Raw genomic sequence first — 22,339 nt, forward strand, 5'->3', positions numbered from 1 at the left:
GTATGTCCAATTTTCAACGTGCAAGAAACAGAATCCTATATTCTCAAAATAAATATGAAACTTACACAATGAATGAACATACAGACAGAATAAAACGTATAGGAAATCCTAGAGGAACCTACAAAAAATAAAATAAAAATAGAAAACAAATAAAAGGAGGAACACCAGGACCAGACATCATCCTAATTTTCCTCTTAAAAAAGCACTGAATATTTTAGAGGGGATACTGATTTCACATCAATATCCCCCTTAATAATTTAGAGCGAATTTCGCTAAAGCACTCGATTATTTAGAGCGCCGAAAAAAGACTTGTTTTTCTACAATACATCACAATTTACATGCTCAATAAATTCAAGAAATGCTTTAGATTTTTGCGTATTCTTTAAATAAGCCATATAAAATGTTTGTTTTTCATCTATATCTTTAATTTTTATTTTTTTGATTGGCAACAAATCATAAACTGCCATATCAGGAACAATCGCTACCCCTAAATCATGACCTACAAAACCACCAACGACTTCATCTTCCTCTAATTCCATTGATATATGAGGATGTATTTTTGACTTTTCTAAAAGATGATCGATCATTGGACGAATTCCACTATTTTTAGTAAAAGTAATAAAAGGTAGATCTTCTATTTGTTTTAAATCAATTTCATCATTTTTAGCAAGTGGATGATTAAGACTGACGATTACATAAAACTCTTGTGTTACAACAGGTTTAAAAAATATATCTTGATCATCTACATAGGAACAAAAAACAATATCTAAATCATTTTTCTTTAAATCATGAATAAGATCATAAGAAAAACCACTATGGCATTGAAAGGTCACATTTTCATTTTGAAAAGAAGAAATTAGTTGGGGAATATAGCTCATCCCTAATCTTCTTACAAAACCAATATTTAAAGTTTCTTTTCCTTTTGAAATTTGTTTAATATTTTCTATAGAATCATCTAAACGATTAAGAATTGGCTCGATTTCTTTTAAAAAAAGTTTTCCATACTTTGTTAGAACAACATTTCTTCCCTTTTTTTCAAACAACGCAACATCTAGTTCATCTTCCAATAAATGAATGGCATGCGTTAAACTCGGTTGAGTAATATGTAATTTTAAAGCTGCTTTTGTATAATGTTCTTCTTGTGCTAATGTCGTAAAATAACGTAATTGATATAAATTCATTGTCATCACCTAATATGATTATACTAGGACTTCTTTTTCTTTTCGAGTACGTTTTTTAAATAATAAGCTAATTAAAACACCAACGATAATAAAAGCTGATCCCAATACAAATGAAGTTGTCAAAACTTCATGAAAAACAACAACTCCTAAAAATGAAGAAGTTAATGTTTGAATTGGATAAAAAGCACTACAAGTATTAGCAGGTAATAATGATAAACTTTTATTCCATAAAATATTCGTAAATGCCGTACAAACAACTCCCATATAAACAAGTCCTAAAACAGCACCTAAATCTACTTGAATAAGAGGGTGTGTCACTTGTACTTCTAAAAAGGAAACTGGAATATTACAAACTGTTGCAATCAACATTGATACTTTTGTAAGTGTTAATGCACTGTATTTATTAGAAATCTTTCTTGAAATAACGGACATAAACGCCCAACCAATAACTGCAATAAAAGAAATAAGAACTCCTAAAAACTGAATATTAGCTCCTGTACCTATAATCATATAAACCCCAGCCAATGATAATATAATACCAACAATTTTATTCATTTCTAATTTTTCATTTAAAATAATCATGGCCATCACACTAATAATCACTGGATTTAATGAATTAATAAGTGAAGCCATTGATCCACCGGCAATCTTAGTTCCTAAAAGTTGACAATCAACAGAAATAAAATAACCAATAAATCCCATAATAAAGAAATATTTATAATCACTTTTTTCAATTTTTTCTTTCTCACTTTTTAATGAGATTAAACTTAGTGCTATAAAAGCAATTAAATAGCGAAACATTGCTACTGTAAACGTAGGAATCTTTCCTAAAACAAATTGACTGACAACATACAAACTTCCCCATAACATAAATGTTGTCAATAAATATACATAAGATTTTTTCATTTTCTTCTCTCCCTTAGTTCTACAGTATACATTTTTATTTATATAAATAGAAATAGATAAAAATTATCAATTTGATAGTTTTTATCTATAATTTATTATTTTGTATAACATGTATAACCATTTCTACCTTGATTCTTTGTTTGATACAAAGCCTGATCAGCTAAATTATACAAGTCTTTAAATGTTGTTCCATGTTCAGGATAAAAGGCAATCCCAATACTACAAGAAATTGTTCCTTTAAAATTGTCAATTTCAATATTTCTTATCTTTTGACATATTTCTTGGGCTTTATTTATCGCATTTCCATGCTCTTGAATATCTTTAACAAAAACAATAAACTCATCACCACCTGCACGCCCTACAATATCCTCTATTGTAAAAGACTCTTTTAAAATTGAGCCAAAGTTTTTTAAAACTTCATCACCAATAACACGGCCATTTAAATCATTTACTGTTTTAAAATTATCAACATCGATCATAAAAAGTGCCCCTAATTGTTGAGAAGAATCATTTTTTAAATATGTACTAATTTCATTTTGCAATGTTTCCTTATTTTTTATACCTGTTAATGCATCGATACGTGCAAATTCTAATAATCTTTTTTGATGTTTATTGTTTACTTTATAAATTGTAAATAACAAAATCACTAACGCAAAAACAAATAAAGCAAAAAGCAAATATTCAGCATAAATGATAAATGTATAAGATTCCTGTGCTACATCTGCATCAATGTTATAACACATGATCCAATCATTGATTTTTAATGGATAATAAGCTATATAAGATGTTTTATTATTATAATTTAAAGTCATATAACCATTTTCTTGTTTAATCCATTTTTGTTTTAAACTTTGAAGATCATCCGGAGATAAAACATTGTATTCAGCAAAATAACTAAAAATACTTTCAGAAGCTAAAAAATCTTTATTTTTAACAGCATTATTATAAGTAATCAACTGCCCTTCTTTAGAAACAAGAAAGGCCGATCCTTTTCCATCATAAATACCTCTAAAAACAATTTTATTTAGATTCCCAATATCATAGCTACCACCTATAACTCCTACAATTTCTTTTTGTTGATCATAAATAGGTACCGCTATAATAACACGTGTCTCCCCTGCAATAACACTTTCAAGTGGAGCACTTAAGACTCTATTTCCCTTTAGTGCTTCTTGAAAATATTCACGTTGACTTACATTCTTTACGGCACCATTATCATAATGACTTTCTCCATTTTTATCAATAATTCCAACATTTTCTAATTTTGTATATTCTTTAATGGAATGAATTAAATTTATATTATCTTCGCAAAATAAATCTTGCTGGCTTATATGATTACCAACACCTTCAAGATATCGATATTGAATATCTATATACTGTTTTAAACTTTCTGTTTGTTTTTCTGTATTAACAACCACTTTATTAACAGATTCATTTTCTATATCTTTTTTTATATAAAAGAAAAACGAAATAGAACAAATCATTATAAAAACAATAAAAATCATCATTGCTTTTAAATATGCTTTAAAAGAGAGTTTATAAATTGCTTTTCTTTTCATATCGTTCACCATCTTTTCTTTAAAATATTTTACCATATTTAAACAAAGGTAAACAAAGATTTTAATAAAAAAAGAATTATAGTATCGCTATAATTCAATTAATTAAAAAACCTTGAGGATTTCTTGAGCAACAAATAACTCAGGAAATCAACTTTTGGCTTTTCTGTTGGTTATCAACTTTTTTAACTATTCTATTATTTTCACAAATGTTATATCATCTTCTTAAAATCAAATATATTTTCCAAATTCAATACGATAAAATCATTAATAACTCTTAGTTCTTTTCTACTTGTTTTTTTAATAAATCCATTAATCTTTTTTGTTTAGCGTAGAGTTTAATTATATTATAAACACGTCGATAAACAATTCGATAATCAAAAGGTCTTTTAATGTAATCAGATGCTCCCATCGCAAAACCTTTATTAATGACATTTGCTGAATCTTCACTTGAAATTAAAATAACAGGTATATCATCTAACCATTTTTCTTGTTCCATCCATTGTAAAACATCAAAGCCATCAATTTCAGGCATAATAATATCTAATAAAATCAAAGAAATTCCCGAACCATATTGTTTAATATAGTCAATACATTCTTGCCCATTTGTAGCTTCCAATAAATAAAAATCATCTTTTAATATTTCATAAAGAATTGCACGATTTAACTCAGAATCATCAACAATAAGAATTGTTTGTTTAGTATCATTTCTATCAGAATAATACTGATGATCTAATTCTGTAAATATGCAATTCTTTTTTCTTTTAGCATGGTATAATAAATGATCTGCCAAAGAAACTGCTTCTTCAATTGTCCCTGTTTGATACATTGTAATCCCTGCACTCAAAGAAAATTGAACACTTTCATACCTTCTGATTGTTGCATGATGAATATTTTCTAAAATATTTTGCATAATTAAATAAAGATCTTCTATTTCAATATTTGGCAAATAAATAATGAATTCATCTCCACCATAGCGAATAAGTTTATCTTGATTTCTAAGTGAATTCTTAATATGTTCAACAATCATTTTAAGAACCCTATCTCCGAAATCATGACCAAATGTATCATTATAAATCTTAAAATCATCCACATCGAGCATAACAATTCCTGCAGGAGTTGTTTGATGTTTTATTTTTTCTTCATAAAAACGTCTATTATAAGCACCTGTTAATACATCTAAATAAAAATCATCGTGTTTACCCAAATACTTTAAAATAAGATTGCTATTTTCTTGTCGCGATAACTCTAGTTGTTCGTCTAAACAACAAATAATTTCCATTACATATTCTTTTTGATCTACAACATAGTATTTAGAAATGACATGATAAAGTTTATCTTTACAATATTCTAATTTTGTACAATCTTTTTTTAAACGAAATGCTTCTATTGTACTGCTTAAACAATTAGAGTTCATTTGATTTAAATCTGTTTTTTCAAAAAGATGTACATTTGGATATAGTTCTTGATAACAAGCCATTTTATATAAAAGTTCTTTCATTGTTATTTTACTATTTTGCATGTTTTTTCCCTCAATATGGTTTTATTTTAAAAAAAGAAGCATAAAAATTCAATGAATATATCTAAAAAAGAGAAGAATATGTGATTTTAGATAAATAACATCCTTTTTCTTTTTATTGAAAATATTATTTTAAAACAGAAATAATAACTTCCTCAACCTTTTTTACATCAATTGGTTTAGCAATATGATCATTCATTCCTTTTGAAATTGCCATTTTTCTATCTTCTTCAAAAGCATTAGCAATTAAAGCAACAATTGGAATATGAACCTTTCCTTCATCAGATAATTCTCTAATTGTTTCCGTTGCCTTATAACCATCCATATGAGGCATTTGAACATCCATTAAAATCAAATCATAGCTTTTAGCAGGCATTTGTTCCATTTTAGCCACACATTAAATCCCATCTTCAACACGTTCAACTATTAATCCCATATCTTCTAAAATCGTTATCGCTATTTCTGCATTCAAATCATTATCTTCAGCCAATAAAACGTATTTCCCTTTTGACACTCCCCATGTCTAAAGACAGGAGATTCTTGCTACCTGCCAACATTGTTGGCTGACCAGTTCATTTCTGATAGGTCGCAGTGCAAGTTAGGGGTATGCCATTACCCTTCCTAGAGCAGAACCTATAGTTCTCTAGGCAGTATATCTGTTACCAATATACTCAGTTGAGTTGTATATATTTATAGCTCCTAGCAAATCCCTGTGTGTTTGATATCCACATCTGCATATATAATTTCTATCTTTTGCATGTTGGATTCTTCCACTTATCGGACAGATCTGACTTGTATATACTGGATCTACATACTCAACTTTTATGCCTGCCAGTTTTGCTTTGTATTCTACAAATGTAGCTAGTCTATAGAACGACCATGTATGCAGGCTATGATTGTTTTTTCGACTTGTTCTTGTCGTTGAGCGGATGTTTTGTAGTCGCTCTAATTTGATTACTGAGATATCATGTGCTTTTGCTGTATTTACAATTTCACGACTTAGCTTATGATCTGTATCTTTCATGATACGTTGTTCTTTGTTGTTGGTTTTGACAACCGCCAGCGTGTAAGAAATCAAAGATATAATCCCCAAAATTCCTAAATAATTAATCAATGTTCTTTTCATCTTTACCACCAAATTCCTTACTAAACCAACAAATATAATTATCTAATATATCCTCGTTAAATTTATTTCCTGCACTTTTCCTATCTAATTGATAATCAATCAAAGAATGTATTGTCATTGTAAAAGAGATAGCTGCCTGATCAATGTCTTTTACAAATATTTTTTGATGAACTTGTAATGCATAAAAAAGATTTTTTGTTGCTAAAATCATTTTTTCTGTTTCCTCACACATAATTTGAGCAGCCACAACATTTGTAGTGCGTGTGGAATAAATGATTTTATAAAACGAAAACATTTCACTTTGTGTACTCATCTTACAATAATTATGAACCATTAATTTTAAAACTTCTTCTAGACTTTTATCTTTGACAAGTTTTCCATAATCAAGATCCGTTATTTTTAGTTTTTCTTTTGCTTGTGTTCTTAAATAATCATACATTGCCTTTACAATTTCATCCTTCGAACGGAAATGATTATACAATGATGGTTTCTTTATCCCTAATTGCGTCGCTATTTGTGACATTGAAACATTGTCTACTCCATTTTTAGACGCTAACATAAGTGTCGCCTGAATAATTTCTTCTTTCCTCTCCATATCTATCCACTTCCTTATGTTAGTTATATTACTACCTATTGTTAGTTTAATCAATAAAAATTTAACAATTTCCTAGCTTTAACCATTATTTCATGACATTCTCATAAAGATTTTATTTTATTTGTCACCCAAAAAAATACATATATTCACAAAAAAGTAGAGACACTTTTTCAAAAAACTTGATTTTTCAAGGTTTTTGAGACGTATCTCTACTTAAATATTTATAATATTTTATTTAACGACAATGTTTACAATTTTATTTTTAACCACAATTACTTTAACGATATCTTTACTGTCAGTATGTGCTTTAACGTTTTCTTGTTGGAATGCTAATTCTTTAACAGTTTCATCATCTGCATCTTTAGCAACTTCAATTTTAGCTCTTAATTTACCATTAACTTGGATACCCATTTGAACAGTATCACTAACTAACATTTTTTCATCATATGTTGGCCATGGTTCATAAGCAATTGAATCATTGTGTCCTAATTGTTGCCACATTTCTTCACAGATATGAGGTGCAATACATGAAAGCATTTTAATAAAGTTTTCAGCATATTCTTTATAAACATGTTCAGCTTTATAACATTCATTAATGAAAATCATCATTTGTGAAATAGCTGTATTGAAACCTAATTTTTCAAAATCATCAGTAACTTTTTTAACTGTTTGATGATATACACGATCTAAACTATGATCATTTTCATCAGATAATTTACCAGTTTCAATCATTAAACGATAAACACGGTCTAACCATTTACGAGAACCATCTAATCCATTTGTTGACCAAGGAAGTGATGCTTCAAGTGGTCCCATGAACATTTCGTATAAACGAAGTGAATCTGCACCATGACTAGCAACGATATCATCAGGGTTAACAACGTTACCTCTTGATTTAGACATTTTTTCGTTGTTATCTCCTAAAATCATACCTTGGTGTACTAAACGTTGCCATGGTTCTTTACATTTAACAACACCACAATCATAAAGAACTTTATGCCAGAAACGAGAATATAATAAGTGTAATACCGCATGTTCTGCTCCACCTACATATAAATCAACTGGTAACCATTTATCTAATAATTTTGGATCACAAATTTGTTCACTATTGTGTGGATCAATATAACGAATATAATACCAACATGACCCAGCCCATTGAGGCATTGTATTTGTTTCACGACGTCCTTTTTGTCCATCAATTTCTACTTCTAACCAATCTTCACAATTAGCAAGTGGCGATTCACCACTATCATGAGGTTGGAAGTTTTTAGTTGCTGGTAATTCTAATGGAAGTTCTTCTACTGGAACTGTACGCATTGTTCCATCTTCCATATGAACGATAGGAATTGGTTCACCCCAATAACGTTGTCTTGAGAATAACCAATCTCTTAATTTATAAGATACTTTCTTTTGTCCACAATGATGTTCTTGTAACCAATCTACCATTTTATCAATAGCTTCTTGTTTTCCAAGACCATTTAGCCATTCAGAGTTAATATGAACACCATCTTCTGTATAAGCTTCTTCTTCGATATTTCCACCTTCTAATACTGGAATGATTTCAATACCGAATTTTTTAGCAAATTCATAGTCACGATCATCATGTGCTGGAACAGCCATGATAGCTCCTGTACCATAACTTGCTAGTACATAATCAGAAATCCAAATTGGGATTTTTTTACCATTTACTGGATTGATTGCATAAGCTCCAGTAAAGACACCTGTTTTATCTTTATTAAGTTCTGTTCTTTCTAAGTCAGATTTACTAGCACAACTTTCTTTATAAGATTCAACATCTGCTTTTTGTGCTTCGGTTGTAATTTCTTCAACATATGGATGTTCTGGTGCCATAACACAGTATGTTGCCCCAAATAATGTATCACAACGTGTTGTAAAGACTGTAAATACTTTATTTGTTCCATCAATTTTGAAATCAACATTTGCCCCAATAGATTTACCAATCCAGTTACGTTGCATTTGTTTTGTAGCTTCTGGCCAATCTAAGTCATCTAAATCGGCCAATAATCTTTCTGCATATTCAGTGATTTTTAAAACCCATTGACGCATTGGTTTACGAATAACAGGATACCCTCCACGTTCACTCTTACCATCAATAACTTCTTCATTTGCAAGAACGGCTTTTAATTCTGGACACCAGTTAACTGGAATTTCATCAATATAAGCTAATCCTTGATCATATAATTTTGTAAAGATCCATTGTGTCCATTTATAATATTCAGGATCACTTGTTGCAATTTCACGATCCCAATCATAAGAAAATCCTAATGATTTAATTTGTTTTCTAAAAACATCAATATTTTTCTTTGTAAATTCTGCAGGATGATGACCTGTTTGAATTGCAAATTGTTCAGCAGGTAATCCAAATGAATCAAATCCCATTGGATGTAATACATTATATCCTTGCATTCTTTTCATTCTTGATACGATATCTGTTGCAGTATATCCTTCAGGATGTCCTACATGTAAACCATTTCCAGATGGATATGGGAACATATCCATACAATAATATTTAGGTTTTGAATCATCATAACAATCTGTTTTAAATGTTTTGTTTTCGTCCCAATATTTTTGCCATTTTGGCTCTATTTTTGTGTGATCGAACGGCATAATTTTTCCTCCTTAAATATAAAAAAGCGTCCTTATCTAAGGACGCCAATTTCAACGCGATACCACCTTAGTTCTAGAATAAAATTCTAGCACCTCAAAACTTTAACGCAGTTCTACGATATTTTTTACTTTATTCAAAAATACATCTCCTAGGCGAGTTCACAAATACTATAATCAGTTTTCACCACCCACTGACTCTCTAAATATAGGGGATTTGCTAGTACTCCTATTCATTGATTTTGCTTTTCTATTATACCACATCACATACTTTATGCAATAAAAAACTCCCTAACTCTTTAAAGCTTCTATAATTTCTATCTGTTTTACTTTTTTAATTGGGATCAAACAACATAATAATGTTAAAATAAGTACTCCTATAAAAACACCTAAAAGCACATTATTTTGTATAACAAAAAATTCATCCATCAAATCTGAAATACTTTTTTGAATCAACTGATTAGCAAAAATAAATAACTTTTTTAAAACAATCATTGCTTCTATAAATGCTGTGCAGGAAATACCTAGACCTTGACACAAAACAAGAGTTATCATCTGCCATAATGAAGCCCCCAATGTTTGTAAAATAGCAAAATATTTTTTTCTTTTAATGACCATCAAATATAAAACAACACCTAATAAAAAGCAAGCTGTTACAACTGCTAAAGAACTAAAACAATAAAGGATCCATTCAATTTGTTGAAATTTTTCATCGATGCTTGAAGATAATGAACTATTTGCAAGTTTAAATTGATATAAAGGATATTTATTTTTTAAATCTTTTAAAATATTTTTATCTTTCACTTGTAAAAAAGCAGTTTGCCCTACTTCTATTTGATAAAGTTCTTTTAACATTTGACTCATTGCATATTCATTAAAATAAACGGTCTCCATTAAAGTCTTTTTATTTTCAATCCCTACAATTTTAACTTTATAAAAACAAATTCTATTTTGATATTCAAAAAACAAATATACATCTTTATTTATTAAATCCTTCTGATGCGATAAATATAAAAGTTGTTCATAAGTAGACTTAGATAAAATGATTTCTTGAGCATTTTTTATCTTTCTTCCTTGAATTTTCTTTTGTGGTTGCTGAATATAATCAGAAATATAAAGTGTTTTTTTCGTTTGATATTTTTTAGAAAAAGAGATTCCTAAAAAATCCACCTGATCATTTTGTAAAAAACGGTATTGAATTGCTGGATGTTGAATTTGTTTCAAATCATCCATCTTGAACATTTGATTATTTTTCTTTTTTAACATAATGGTTGTTGAAGGAATAATTTGTTCTAATTGCTGATGAATTTGTTTTTGTGTTGATTGAGTCAATGAAAGGGTCAATAAAATACTTAAAAGTGCTAAAAATAAAACTTGTACAACAATAAAAGAACTCTTCCACGTCATTTTCAATTCTTTCAATATAAATTGTAAAAAAGATCTTTTACTTGTTTTTTCTTCTTGTTTTTTTCTTTGCGTTATTGGATTTTGATGAATTAATTTTAATTGATAATCTTTTATTTCATAGAGATAATCATGGTATTTTTTAGCAAGTATTTCATCATGACTAATAACAATCACTAATTTTTCTTTAGACAGTTGTTTTAATATTTTAAAAATTTCTTCACTATTTTTTGCATCTAAAGCACCTGTTGGTTCATCACATAAAATAATGGGATGCTTAGCAATAAATCCTCGATAAATAGCGACTCGTTGTTTTTGACCTCCAGATAAAATTGCTGTTTTATAACGTTGTAAGTCTTTTATTTTTAAACGTTCTAAATAATATTCTTTTTTAAAAATCATTATTCTTTTAAAATACGAAATGAGATTTACATTTTCTTTAACATTCATTTCTTCTATTAAATAAAACTGTTGAAAAATAAAACCAATGTATTTTCTAATATAATGTGATATTTGTCGAATATCTTGCCCATCAATTTCAATCACACCTTGATACTCATTATCCAAACCTCCTAAAATATTTAAAAGTGTCGATTTGCCACTACCGCTTTTACCAACAATGACATACATCCCTGTTTCTTGAAATGTCATAGACATCTCCTTGAATAAAGGTCGATCAAAAGACTTCGTTACATTCTTAATTTCTAACATCCTATTCCTCCCTTAAACACTCATACATTTTTATTTTTTTCATCTTTAAAACTATAAATAGACTTAATAAAATTCCTTGCACGATATATCCCAAAAGATAAAAGAAATATAACATAAATGACCATTGAAACTCTCTTGGTAAAACAAACAAATGGTTTATGCCCCAGATCTTTTTAGAAATATCAAAAAATGAAATGATTTTTAAAACTCCACTAGAAACCAAACAAGAAACTATTCCAATTGAAATCATCATTAAGCTTATTTTTTTTAAAATAAAAAATGCTAAATGATTATTTTGATAACCATTAGCAAGCATGATGGCATATATTTTTTGATTTTCATAAAGCATCGATAAAACCATATATCCCATTAAAACGATTGCAATCATAAAACTTAAAAAAATAAAAACAAAACTAACCTTTTTAAAAAGATCAATAACTTTAAAATAACTTTCATATTCTTCATAAATAGGTGCTATACCTTGATATTGAACTGATAAATGCGTTAAATAATCTTTCATATATTTATGATTTTTAACATAGACAATACTCGTTGAAACATCAATGCATTGAAGGGCTATTTCATTGGATAATGAATGATAATAAAGAACAGGTTCTTGATAATCATCTTGAATTACTCCTTTGATTTTTAATGTATATTGATGATGATTAAGTTTATAAATAAGTTTATTTTGTTTTATTTTGGTAATTAAAGCGTGATTGACATAAACTTCATTTTGCTTTGTTTTTTTGTTAATTGAAAAAGATTGAAAGTTTTTAAGGCCTTCAATCTTTCCTATATCTAAATGATATTGATATTTTCCTTTCAGTTTTGTTATTTCTTTTTCTTTAAAGGGTTCTTGATTTTTCTTTTGAATCATAACTAAATTATTATTCATTGCTTGATTATATTGTTTTTGATAATAACCATTAAATCCTTCTAAACCAGTAATAATGAGCGTCATTGCTAGTACCATATAAATTTGTGAAACAAACATCATCACCCATTTCTTTTTATCTTTTAAAATCATTTGGATCATTTCTTTAAACAATAATCCACATTTTGTTTTTCTTATTTCATAACGTGAATATAATTGATGGTTCCAATCATAATGATGTTTTAAACATTCAAAATTCAAATGATAAGGTGTATATTTTGAAATTTTTTGATCATGAGAAACAATAAGAATAAGGCGTCTTTGACTCGCTTTTTTAAAAAAACGATAAACTTTTTGACGATTTATTTCATCTAAAGCTCCTGTCGGTTCATCACATAAAATAATAGGACTTGAACATAATAAAGCACGAATAAGGGCCACGCGTTGTTTTTGCCCACCTGATAAATTCTTTACCTTTTGATTTACTAGTTCATTTAATTCAAAGATTTCTAATAATTCTTGTAACTGTTTTTCTACAACCTTTATTCCTTTTAAGTGACAATAAAATAAACAGTTATCTTTAACACTCAAATAATCAATTAACTGATAATTTTGATAAACAAAACTAATAACAAGTTGTCGATAATCTTTAATATCTTCTATTTTTACTTGATTAAAAAGAATCTTTCCCTCATAGTCTTGATCCAATCCTGCTATTAATTGTAAAAGTGTTGATTTTCCACATCCACTTTCCCCTGTAATAGCAATCAAACCATAATCAGGAAAATGAATATTCAAATTTTCAAAAATAACTCTTTCTCCTTCAATTGTTTTAAATTTTTTTGTGACATTCTTTAACTCTAATCCCATTTTCTTACTCCTTATGTTATAATTGCTTCGGTGATAAAATGAATCAATTTAAATACTCTTTAGATAACAAACGTTATCATACTTATAACTATTATTTAAAAAACAAATACCATCAAAAAGTCGCTAAAGTTGCACTAAATGCTGATTTTACCTGTCCTAATCGTGATGGAACAAAAGGCTATGGTGGTTGTATTTTCTGTAGTTCATCAGGATCTGGAGATTATGCTGGAAATGTTCATGATCATTTAGAAAAACAATTTCAAACAATCTCTCAAGTCATGAAAAGAAAATGGCCTGAATGTGCTTATATTGCTTATTTTCAAGCCAATACAAATACCTATGGTCCATTAGATAAAATAAAAAAAATGATTGCCCCTTTTTTAAACAAAGAAGATGTTAAGGGAATTGCCCTTGCTACAAGACCTGATTGTTTAAATGAAGAAATCGTTCAATATTTAAGTACCATCAATAAACAAAAAGATGTCTATATTGAACTAGGTTTACAAACGATCCATGAACAAACAAGTAAACTTATTAATCGTGGTCATACTTTTCAAGAATTCTTGGACGGTTTAGCATTATGTAGAAAATACAACCTTGAAGTATGTGTCCATATCATCAATGGTCTTCCTTTTGAAACAAAAGAAATGATGATTGAAACAGCTAAAACCTTAGGTCAATTAGATATTCAAGCACTTAAAATACATATGTTATTCGTTGTTAAAAATACAAAACTTCAACAAATGTATGAAAATCATGAATTTAACATGCTCTCTCGTCAAGAATATATTGATATCGTAGTAGAACAACTTCGTTACATTAAACCTGAAATCGTTATCGAAAGATTGACTGGTGATGGTAAAATCGATGATTTAATTGCTCCTTTATGGTCCATTAAAAAGGTAACTATTTTAAATGATATTGATAAAAAAATGAAAGAACTTGATGTTTATCAAGGTGATCTATATAAAAAATAGCCCAGTTTTTCTGGACTATTTTTTACACTATTATTATACATCATTTTTTAAGCTATTTTGTCTCAAATTTGTTTCAAATTTGTCTCAAAAAACACTAACCTATTATAGTTGGTTAGTGTTTTTACATCATACCTATTCAGTTTCGATAAGACCGTAATCTCCATCATTACGACGGTATACAATACTAATAGCATCTGTTTCAGTATCACGATATACGAAGAATGAATGTCCAATTAATTCCATTTGCATAATTGCTTCTTCCATATCCATTGGTTTTGGAGTAATTGTTTTTGTTTTTACTAATACGTCTTCTTCTTCATCTTCTAAAGGTTCAATTGATGCTAAATTGAATGCAAGTTTATTATCTTTAGATTTTCTGTTTAATCTAGTTTTATACTTTCTAATTTGACCTTCTAATTTATCGATAACTAAGTCAATTGCATTGTATAAATCTTGATCCACAACTTCTGCTCTTAAAAGTACATATTCAGTAGGAATTGTCACTTCAATTTTTTGTCCGTAAGGATAAGTTCTTACAAGTACTTTGGCTTCAACATTTTCACTTACAATGAAGTATTTGTCTAATTTTGATAATTTTTCACTGACTTTTTCTTCAATTGCTTCAGTAATTTCAATGTTCTTTCCTCTTAATGTAATTTTCATAATTAATTCCTCCTTTTTGATAACTATATTATACTATAAACTTTTCTAAATTCCTACTTTAATATGCTTTTTTATCCTGTTTAAAAAATACACATAACAAAAAAAGCTCAATTCATGAGCCTTTTTCTACATATATTTTTTTAAATTTTCTACCTTATCTAATTGTTCCCAAGGTAAATTTGCCTCAGGTCTACCAAAGTGTCCATAAGAAGCTGTCTTTTTATAAATTGGTGTTCTTAAGTTTAAGGTATGAATAATTCCTGCTGGTGTTAAATCAAATTCTTGTTTAATTGCTTCAAGAATCACATCATGAGGTACTTTTTCAGTTCCTTTTGTATCAATATAAATAGATGTTGGTTCTTTTACACCAATTGCATAAGATAATTGGATTTCAAGTTCATCACACATATTGGCCGCAACAACGTTTTTAGCAATATAACGTGCCATATAAGCAGCAGAGCGGTCTACTTTTGTTGGATCTTTTCCAGAGAAAGCTCCTCCTCCATGACGTGCATATCCACCATATGTATCAACAATGATCTTTCTTCCAGTAAGACCTGTATCTCCATGAGGACCACCAATAACAAAACGTCCTGTAGGATTGATTAAAACACGATAATCTGTATTCATATCATATTTTTTAACAACGGCATCCATAATGTTTTCTTTAACGAATTTTTTAAATTCTGATTCATCAAAATCATCATCATGTTGAATGGACATTAAAATAGTATCAATTACTGGTTTTTCATCTGTATAATCAATTGTCACTTGTGCTTTCATGTCAGGTCTAGCCCATTTAAAAGTCCCATCATGTCTTAAAGTTGAAGCGTAACGAACTAAATGATGCGCAATTGAAATAGCAAGAGGCATATAACCTTCAGTTTCTTTTGTCGCATAACCAAACATAATACCTTGATCTCCTGCTCCACCAACTTCTTCATTTGTTCCAAGAGCAATATCACTTGATTGACTATCCATGACAACTTCAACTTTACAAGTTCTATAATCCATTCCTTTAGCTTCATCATCATAGCCAATTTCTTTTAAAACATTTCTTGCCACAGCTTCATAATCCACTTTCGCATTTGTAGTAATTTCTCCACCAATGACAACTAAGTTTGTTGTCGCAAAACATTCACAAGCAACACGTGAGTTAGGATCTTGTTTAAAACATTCATCTAAGATGGCATCACTGATTTGATCACATACTTTATCAGGATGTCCTTCTGATACAGATTCTGACGTAAATAAAATTCTTTCTTTCATTTTCTTCCTCCTTAAATAACAAATAAAAAAGCTTCCTAAAGAGAAAGCCGTTAGGAAGCTTTCTCTTATTGTTCAAGAATAAACTTGCTCAGTAAAGGCACCTTCTAACATATAGGGTTGCCACCACTTCATCGATCTTCATCTCATGGTTCTTAATAAGAGTCCTTTTTATTTTATTGATATTCTTCTTTTTTTAACGATGTCATTTTCTCTATGAGTTCATCTTCCAAACCAATTTCTTTCAAAATATGAGCGATTTTGATTTGTTGTTCTTTTCGATCATTCAATTTAATCACCTAAAATAAGTGTGTTTCATAAATTGAAATTTATGATGAATTCAATGACTAAAACATAATATTACAAACTCTCTATAAATGCAAGACATTTGTACTATAATGAACTAGAAATATTTTGAACTTCTAAAACACCAGGTACTTCTTCCATTAAAATTTGTTCAACACCATCTTTTAATGTTTCATCAATCATGGTACATCCAGCACATGCTCCTAGCATTCTTACATAAACAATCCCATCTTTAAAATCAACATATTCAATATCTCCACCATCTCTTTGTAGATAAGGTCTTAATTTATGAATGACATTTTTTATTTGTTCTTCAATATTTTCCATTTTTGCAAACTCCTTTTTTACTTATTAAGTATATCATATAAATCCTACCATATTTTATATTTTTTCCTTATTAAATACAACACATATGCTTAAATTGTGCTATAATAGTGCCGCAAGGAGTGAAATCAAATGACAAAACTCATCAAACGAGGGGATATCATTGATGTTAAAATAACCGGTATTCAACCTTATGGCGCTTTTGCTCTTTTACCTGATAATTCAACAGGATTGATTCATATCTCAGAAATATCAGATAAATTCGTTAAAAGTATTGCCAGTTATGTGCATATTAATGATATTGTGAAAGTAAAAGTCATTGATTTTGATCATTCTAGCAATCACGCCAAATTAAGCTTGAAAGCTGTTGACAATCGTTTTCGAAGAAAAGACAAGAAACTCGTCTATAAAAATCCACGAAAACCAATTGTAGAAACACCTAAAGGTTTTTTACCTTTAGCTCAAGCAATGGAAGAATGGTTAAAACAAGGTGTAATGGAGGAAAACTAAATGATCACATTAGATTTATCAAAAGCAAAATTAGCTGAAGATTTAGGATCATACAAAGAAAAAGTAGCAGAAATTCATGATATGATTCGAAACAAAACAGGTGCTGGTAACGATTTCCTTGGTTGGGTTGAATTACCAGAAAACTATGACAAAGAAGAAGTTCAATTAATGAAAGAAACTGCTGCTAAATTAAGAGAAAAAGTAGACGTATTATTAGTATGCGGTATCGGGGGATCTTATTTAGGAGCACGTGCTGCTATTGAAGCAATCAATGGTTTATATTCAGATGATAAAGTTGAAATCATCTATGTAGGAAATACTTTCTCTTCAAATTATATTCATCAAGTTGCTAAATATATTGAAGACAAAGATTTCGCTATCAATGTTATTTCTAAATCAGGAACAACAACTGAAACATCTATTTCTTTCAGAATCTTCAAAGAAATGTGTGAAAAGAAATATGGTAAAGAAGGAGCTCGTGAAAGAATCGTAGCTACTACTGATAGAGAAAAAGGTGCTCTTAAAAAATTAGCTACTGATGAAGGTTATGTAACATTCGTTGTACCTGATGATATCGGTGGACGTTATTCAGTATTAACGGCTGTAGGTTTATTCCCTATCGCTATGGCTGGTATCGATATTGATGAAATGTTAAAAGGTGCTAAAGATGCAATGGTTAAATATAACGATGCAAACATCGAAACAAATGATGCTTATCGTTATGGTGTAGCAAGACAATTGTTAAATAAAGCTGGATATTCAGCAGAAATGTTTGTAACTTATGAATTACAATTAAATAACGTTGCTGAATGGTGGAAACAATTATACGGTGAATCTGAAGGTAAAGAAAATAAAGGTATCTTACCTCATAGTGCTGTATTCTCTACAGATTTACATTCATTAGGACAATTTATCCAAGAAGGTTCTAAAGTTTTATATGAAACAATCTTCGAAGTTAAAAATCCACAAAATGATATGATTATTCCAAGTGATCCAGATGATTTAGATGGTTTAAATTACTTAGCCGGAAAATCAGTTGATTATGTTAACAAAAGAGCTTGTGAAGGTACAATCGATGCTCATGTTAATACTGGTAATGTACCAAACATCATTATTTCATTAGATAAAATGGATGCTTATGGATTTGGTTACATGGTTTATTTCTTCGAAATGTCATGTGCAATGTCAGTTTACTTCTTAGGAGTAAACCCATTCAACCAACCTGGTGTTGAAGTTTATAAGAAAAATATGTTCAAATTATTAGGTAAACCTGGTTATTAAAATCAAAGAAAGTAGATTTGTTCTACTTTCTTTTTTTTTACATATTTTATAATGGTGATATGATGAAAAAAGGAAAATATATTTTAATTATGCTTTCACTTTTTATATGTGCTTATCTTTTTTCAAATCGTATGACCCCTAGAATTGAAAATATTGCCAGTAAAGAAATAAATCAATTTATTCAGATACTTATCAATCATACTTCATTTACTCAAAAAATAGATACACATAAACTCTATAAAAAAGAAAATAATTCCATCAGTTTTCAAATGAATTATATCAATGATATTGCCTCTAATTACATCCATAATCTTGAAGAAACTCTTTTAAAGCTTGAAGAAGGCTCTTACCAAGAAAACAATCATTCTCCATACAATAAAAAACTCTTAAAAATCAATCAACAAAAAGGTATTGTTGCACGTATACCTATCGGTTCTCTTACCAATAATATTTTCTTACAAGATCGAGGTCCATCTTTTTCCATTAAATATAAAACTCTCTCTTTAACTTCTTCAAATATTGATAAAAAAATTAAAAATTATGGGATCAATCATCTTGCTATCTCTATTGATTTAAATGTTACAATTGTTTTACAAATTCTTGTTCCCTTATATCATGAACATTTTAAAGAAAATTATACGATTCCTCTTGTTTATGAAGTCATTGAAGGTGAGGTTCCCTCATGGTATCAAAATTAAGTATTTTAAAAACATATTATCATCTTCCTTTAGAAGATCAATTTTCATTTACTTATGAAGATGAACATTATTATTTAACAAATAAACCTTTTCCTTTATATTATCAAAAATACATTTCTTTACTTCAAATCAATCCCTTTAAAATCATTAATAATATTTACCAACAAAAAAACTCTCAAGGATACATCCTTTATCAAGTACAAAGCATTCCTCTAGATATCCAAAAAATCATTTCCCTATCACTCATCCCTCAAGAAACAAAAACAATAAAAGAAATAAAAAAAGAGTGGATTCAATATTATGAATCTATTCTTATCTATACACCTTTAAATTCTCTAGAATATCAAATCATCTATTATTCTCTATTTACTCTTTGTCAGCTTTCTATCGAACTTTTAAATCATTATTTCTTGTCCACAACAGCCATTAACCTCTCCTATCAACATAAAAATATTCATTCATATGAAGATGTTTATCTTATAGAGAATATAAACCTCAATTTATACATTCATGATGTTTTCTATTTATATCTAAACAATACAATCACAATCAATCAATTAGAACAGATAATCAATGAATATAATCTCACTTCAAAAGATCTACAAATTCTTTTATGTTATGCGCTTTTTCCTCAAATGTGTCTTGTACATTTCCATGAAGATTCTTTAACAAAAAAAAGGAGAAGATTAGTAAAATATAATAAAAAATTGTATTCTCTCATTCTTCTCCTTCAAAAATATATTCAAATCCCACCTCTTAAATGGATAAAATAAAACTACCGATAAAATTTTCGGTAGTTCTCTATTTATAATATTATGTACTTATTTATTCATTTTTACATATTCTTCTAAACATATTCCTAATTCATTGATCTTTTTAGCGTGAACTTTTCCAACATAACGATAATGCCATGGCTCATAGCCTACTTTAGTAATACTATTTTTATTTATTGGATACCGCAGGATAAAACCATATTTCCAACTATTTTTAATCAACCATTGTTATTCGGCTGTTTTTTCTTGACTAGGATCAAGACGTTGATTTTTCATAGAGACAATATCTATTGTTAAACCTAATTGATGTTCACTTGTTTTTGATCTTGCTACCCAAAAAAACAGCTTTATCTAAATCTTCTGTTTTTGAATATCCTTGATTTAAGTATTGATTTACTTTGTTTTTATAAAGATATTCTTGCTTTTTTTGTGTTCGATAGAAAGAACAAATCAGTAAGTTTAAACCTTCTTTTTTTGTCGTTTGTAACATCTCCATTAAATCTTTATTAATTCGTCGATCAACTACTTGTCCATTGTTCAACGATACTAAATCAACTTACCAATTTTCAGGTAGACTATTTTCATAATTAACCAATGTCAACAATTCATCGTGATTAACACTATTGTCTGAATTTTCTTGTTTGTTTTTGATTTTACTAGCAGCAAACAATTGATTACTATTTTGCTGAAGTTGTTTACTCATTAAAAAAATAAACTTGTAATCAATCCACCAATTACCCACACAACAACTAATACTTTTATTTTTTTCGTTTTGTGCTCCTTTCAATAAAAAACGCATCTTTTTTACACTTTTCAGTGTATAAAAAAGATGCGTAGAAACATCACCAAAGAAGTATCAAAGTTGTATCAATAACTAGAACTATCTGTAATATATGTTTGATTATCACCCATTTTAAATAAATATTTATGTATTTCTTTTTCAGTTAAACCTAAATGTTTTCTTCCAAAAGTATATATTTCTATATTTTCTTTATCGCCGTGTTTTTTATTGTAATAATCATATTGATATATCAAATGTGTATCTGCATCATTTATAGCATTAAAAAATCCTTGTTCATTTGTAAAACCCACTTGATAAACACATACATTTTTTTAAGAATCTAAAACATTACTATATCGTTTCACTGTATAGTTGTAACATACATAATTTTCATTAAAATCAAATTCTGTCAAAATGCCTAGATTTTTTAACAACCAAAAGCTTACTCGTTTAAACATCTAATCTCTCATTTTTTATTTTTTCAACTTGAAGATGTCCAATTAATTGATTATTTTGTATTTTAGAAGTTGTTAATGGAACTAATGGGATAATAATCAATAAAGTGACAGCAAGCAGAAACTTCATTCTGTATTTACACTTCTTCATGCTTCTTTGATCTTACTTAATTCATTTTTTTCCATACCACAACCATTATCTTCAATTATAAACTGATACCCCCTTTCTACTGGATGACCTTTTAAAGATATTCTAGCATTTCCTCCTACTGCTTTACGGGCGTTATCAAGTAAATTTAAACACACCGTTTTTATCAAATCCGGTTCAATAGAGAGCTCTCCAGGTTCAATTATAGTAGAAAATCGAATATGATTTTCTTTCATCAATAAATCCACTTTATCCTCAATTCCTTGGAAAAAAACTTTTGCAGAAATCCTATACACCTTAAAATATTGTTTTTTTAAAACAATCAATTCCAATAACTTCATTGACATTGATTCTAATCGTTTTCCCTCTTCAACAATCAATATTTTATACATGGAATCACCTCAATTTCCACCTTACATCTAAGTTGCATCATACTTCATCATTTTAATAAAAAAACACACCTACATAGTAAGTGTGTTAGCTCCTTCATGGAGCGGGTGATGGGAATCGAACCCACGTAGTCAGCTTGGAAGGCTGAAGTTCTACCATTGAACTACACCCGCATTGAATGGTGCCCAGGGCCGGAGTCGAACCGGCACGGATTTTAAGGTCCGCAGGATTTTAAGTCCTGTGCGTCTACCAATTTCGCCACCTGGGCTTATTCAGTTAAATGGTGACCCGCAGGCGACTCGAACGCCTGACCCTCTGATTAAAAGTCAGATGCTCTACCAACTGAGCTAGCGGGTCATACCTTATGGCTGGGGTAGCTGGATTCGAACCAGCGCAA

The 22,339-nt window shown here is 29.0% G+C and carries 24 protein-coding genes, 3 tRNA genes, 1 riboswitch and 1 other annotated feature; of the genes, 5 read left to right on the plus strand and 22 right to left on the minus strand.

All coding sequences use genetic code 11. From position 1 onward, the window contains the following. Positions 1 to 317: 317 nt before the first annotated feature. From C7U54_RS13760 to C7U54_RS13805, 10 genes are all read right to left on the minus strand, one after another. Positions 318 to 1,181, minus strand: coding sequence for a LysR family transcriptional regulator (locus C7U54_RS13760; RefSeq protein WP_022000820.1), 864 nt, complete (start codon positions 1,179 to 1,181; stop codon positions 318 to 320). 18 nt (positions 1,182 to 1,199) lie between these two features. Continuing rightward, the gene (locus C7U54_RS13765) at positions 1,200 to 2,087 is read right to left on the minus strand and encodes a DMT family transporter (RefSeq protein ID WP_022000821.1); all 888 of its coding nucleotides are present in this window, start codon (positions 2,085 to 2,087) and stop codon (positions 1,200 to 1,202) included. Between the two features lie 95 nt (positions 2,088 to 2,182). After that, entirely contained in the window at positions 2,183 to 3,646 is a 1,464-nt protein-coding gene (locus tag C7U54_RS13770; RefSeq protein ID WP_158560096.1) for a sensor domain-containing diguanylate cyclase, read from the minus strand. Between the two features lie 274 nt (positions 3,647 to 3,920). Next, entirely contained in the window at positions 3,921 to 5,165 is a 1,245-nt protein-coding gene (locus tag C7U54_RS13775) for a diguanylate cyclase (RefSeq protein WP_107030643.1), read from the minus strand. Between the two features lie 124 nt (positions 5,166 to 5,289). Next, a complete protein-coding gene (locus C7U54_RS13780) occupies positions 5,290 to 5,547 on the minus strand; it encodes a response regulator (RefSeq protein WP_241522621.1) in 258 nt (85 codons plus the stop codon). Positions 5,548 to 5,805: 258 nt separating this feature from the next. Continuing rightward, complete coding sequence (locus tag C7U54_RS13785; RefSeq protein WP_107030644.1) at positions 5,806 to 6,288, minus strand: RNA-guided endonuclease TnpB family protein; 483 nt, start codon at positions 6,286 to 6,288, stop codon at positions 5,806 to 5,808. Then, a complete protein-coding gene (locus C7U54_RS13790; protein WP_107030645.1) occupies positions 6,269 to 6,883 on the minus strand; it encodes a TetR/AcrR family transcriptional regulator in 615 nt (204 codons plus the stop codon). Before C7U54_RS13790 ends, C7U54_RS13785 begins: the two co-directional genes overlap by 20 nt. A 231-nt stretch (positions 6,884 to 7,114) precedes the next feature. Beyond that, a complete protein-coding gene (gene leuS, locus C7U54_RS13795; protein ID WP_022001235.1) occupies positions 7,115 to 9,511 on the minus strand; it encodes a leucine--tRNA ligase in 2,397 nt (798 codons plus the stop codon). A 35-nt stretch (positions 9,512 to 9,546) separates the two neighbouring features. After that, positions 9,547 to 9,754: a binding site (T-box leader), on the minus strand. Between the two features lie 45 nt (positions 9,755 to 9,799). Continuing rightward, positions 9,800 to 11,623 carry an ABC transporter ATP-binding protein/permease gene (locus tag C7U54_RS13800; RefSeq protein WP_107030646.1) on the minus strand — a complete coding sequence of 608 codons (1,824 nt, stop codon included), beginning with the start codon at positions 11,621 to 11,623 and terminating at the stop codon, positions 9,800 to 9,802. 1 nt (position 11,624) lies between these two features. After that, positions 11,625 to 13,370: an ABC transporter ATP-binding protein/permease gene (locus C7U54_RS13805; protein ID WP_107030647.1), complete on the minus strand. Its 1,746-nt coding sequence runs from the start codon at positions 13,368 to 13,370 to the stop codon at positions 11,625 to 11,627. Positions 13,371 to 13,408: 38 nt separating this feature from the next. On the opposite strand from C7U54_RS13805, the gene C7U54_RS13810 reads away from it, so the two are divergent. Then, positions 13,409 to 14,347, plus strand: a complete 939-nt coding sequence (locus C7U54_RS13810; RefSeq protein WP_107030648.1) for a TIGR01212 family radical SAM protein — start codon at positions 13,409 to 13,411, stop codon at positions 14,345 to 14,347. 132 nt (positions 14,348 to 14,479) lie between these two features. Here C7U54_RS13810 and hpf read toward each other — a convergent pair whose 3' ends face one another. From hpf to C7U54_RS13825, 3 genes are all read right to left on the minus strand, one after another. Further along, on the minus strand, positions 14,480 to 15,010 hold the full coding sequence (gene hpf, locus C7U54_RS13815) for a ribosome hibernation-promoting factor, HPF/YfiA family (protein WP_022001231.1): 531 nt from the start codon (positions 15,008 to 15,010) through the stop codon (positions 14,480 to 14,482). 126 nt (positions 15,011 to 15,136) lie between these two features. Further along, a complete protein-coding gene (metK, locus tag C7U54_RS13820) occupies positions 15,137 to 16,279 on the minus strand; it encodes a methionine adenosyltransferase (RefSeq protein ID WP_107030649.1) in 1,143 nt (380 codons plus the stop codon). Positions 16,280 to 16,341: 62 nt separating this feature from the next. Continuing rightward, a riboswitch (SAM riboswitch) is annotated at positions 16,342 to 16,441 on the minus strand. A 228-nt stretch (positions 16,442 to 16,669) separates the two neighbouring features. Next, the gene (locus C7U54_RS13825; protein WP_022001229.1) at positions 16,670 to 16,909 is read right to left on the minus strand and encodes a NifU family protein; all 240 of its coding nucleotides are present in this window, start codon (positions 16,907 to 16,909) and stop codon (positions 16,670 to 16,672) included. A 129-nt stretch (positions 16,910 to 17,038) separates the two neighbouring features. Here C7U54_RS13825 and C7U54_RS13830 point away from each other — a divergent pair, with 129 nt between their 5' ends. The 4 genes from C7U54_RS13830 (at position 17,039) to C7U54_RS13845 (ending at position 20,168) form a co-directional block, all read left to right on the plus strand. Then, the gene (locus tag C7U54_RS13830; protein ID WP_022001228.1) at positions 17,039 to 17,416 is read left to right on the plus strand and encodes a S1 RNA-binding domain-containing protein; all 378 of its coding nucleotides are present in this window, start codon (positions 17,039 to 17,041) and stop codon (positions 17,414 to 17,416) included. Continuing rightward, complete coding sequence (locus C7U54_RS13835; RefSeq protein ID WP_022001227.1) at positions 17,417 to 18,697, plus strand: glucose-6-phosphate isomerase; 1,281 nt, start codon at positions 17,417 to 17,419, stop codon at positions 18,695 to 18,697. It abuts the gene before it with no gap. A gap of 62 nt (positions 18,698 to 18,759) precedes the next feature. Further along, positions 18,760 to 19,395 carry a sporulation protein YunB gene (locus C7U54_RS13840; protein WP_032091418.1) on the plus strand — a complete coding sequence of 212 codons (636 nt, stop codon included), beginning with the start codon at positions 18,760 to 18,762 and terminating at the stop codon, positions 19,393 to 19,395. Then, positions 19,380 to 20,168, plus strand: coding sequence for a hypothetical protein (locus tag C7U54_RS13845; RefSeq protein WP_107030650.1), 789 nt, complete (start codon positions 19,380 to 19,382; stop codon positions 20,166 to 20,168). Before C7U54_RS13840 ends, C7U54_RS13845 begins: the two co-directional genes overlap by 16 nt. A 48-nt stretch (positions 20,169 to 20,216) precedes the next feature. On the opposite strand, the gene C7U54_RS15435 is transcribed toward C7U54_RS13845, so the two are convergent. The 9 genes from C7U54_RS15435 to C7U54_RS13875 all read right to left on the minus strand — a co-directional run bounded on the left by C7U54_RS15435 (position 20,217) and on the right by C7U54_RS13875 (position 22,299). Beyond that, on the minus strand, positions 20,217 to 20,390 hold the full coding sequence (locus C7U54_RS15435) for a M15 family metallopeptidase (protein WP_317994137.1): 174 nt from the start codon (positions 20,388 to 20,390) through the stop codon (positions 20,217 to 20,219). Positions 20,391 to 20,478: 88 nt separating this feature from the next. Further along, positions 20,479 to 20,709, minus strand: coding sequence for a D-alanyl-D-alanine carboxypeptidase family protein (locus C7U54_RS15440; protein ID WP_277738551.1), 231 nt, complete (start codon positions 20,707 to 20,709; stop codon positions 20,479 to 20,481). Between the two features lie 15 nt (positions 20,710 to 20,724). After that, positions 20,725 to 20,967 carry a hypothetical protein gene (locus tag C7U54_RS15330; RefSeq protein WP_227351991.1) on the minus strand — a complete coding sequence of 81 codons (243 nt, stop codon included), beginning with the start codon at positions 20,965 to 20,967 and terminating at the stop codon, positions 20,725 to 20,727. Between the two features lie 68 nt (positions 20,968 to 21,035). Then, entirely contained in the window at positions 21,036 to 21,260 is a 225-nt protein-coding gene (locus C7U54_RS15335) for a hypothetical protein (RefSeq protein WP_022001223.1), read from the minus strand. A gap of 139 nt (positions 21,261 to 21,399) precedes the next feature. After that, on the minus strand, positions 21,400 to 21,534 hold the full coding sequence (locus C7U54_RS15445) for a hypothetical protein (protein WP_268865000.1): 135 nt from the start codon (positions 21,532 to 21,534) through the stop codon (positions 21,400 to 21,402). Between the two features lie 17 nt (positions 21,535 to 21,551). After that, complete coding sequence (locus C7U54_RS13860; protein ID WP_107030651.1) at positions 21,552 to 21,944, minus strand: ATP-binding protein; 393 nt, start codon at positions 21,942 to 21,944, stop codon at positions 21,552 to 21,554. Positions 21,945 to 22,041: 97 nt separating this feature from the next. Continuing rightward, a tRNA-Gly gene (locus tag C7U54_RS13865) sits at positions 22,042 to 22,115 on the minus strand. Between the two features lie 6 nt (positions 22,116 to 22,121). Further along, positions 22,122 to 22,210: transfer RNA gene (locus tag C7U54_RS13870), tRNA-Leu, on the minus strand. Between the two features lie 13 nt (positions 22,211 to 22,223). After that, positions 22,224 to 22,299: transfer RNA gene (locus C7U54_RS13875), tRNA-Lys, on the minus strand. Between the last annotated feature and the right edge of the window lie 40 nt (positions 22,300 to 22,339).

The organism is Faecalibacillus intestinalis, assembly GCF_003024685.1.
GTDB lineage: Bacteria > Bacillota_I > Bacilli_A > Erysipelotrichales > Coprobacillaceae > Faecalibacillus > Faecalibacillus intestinalis.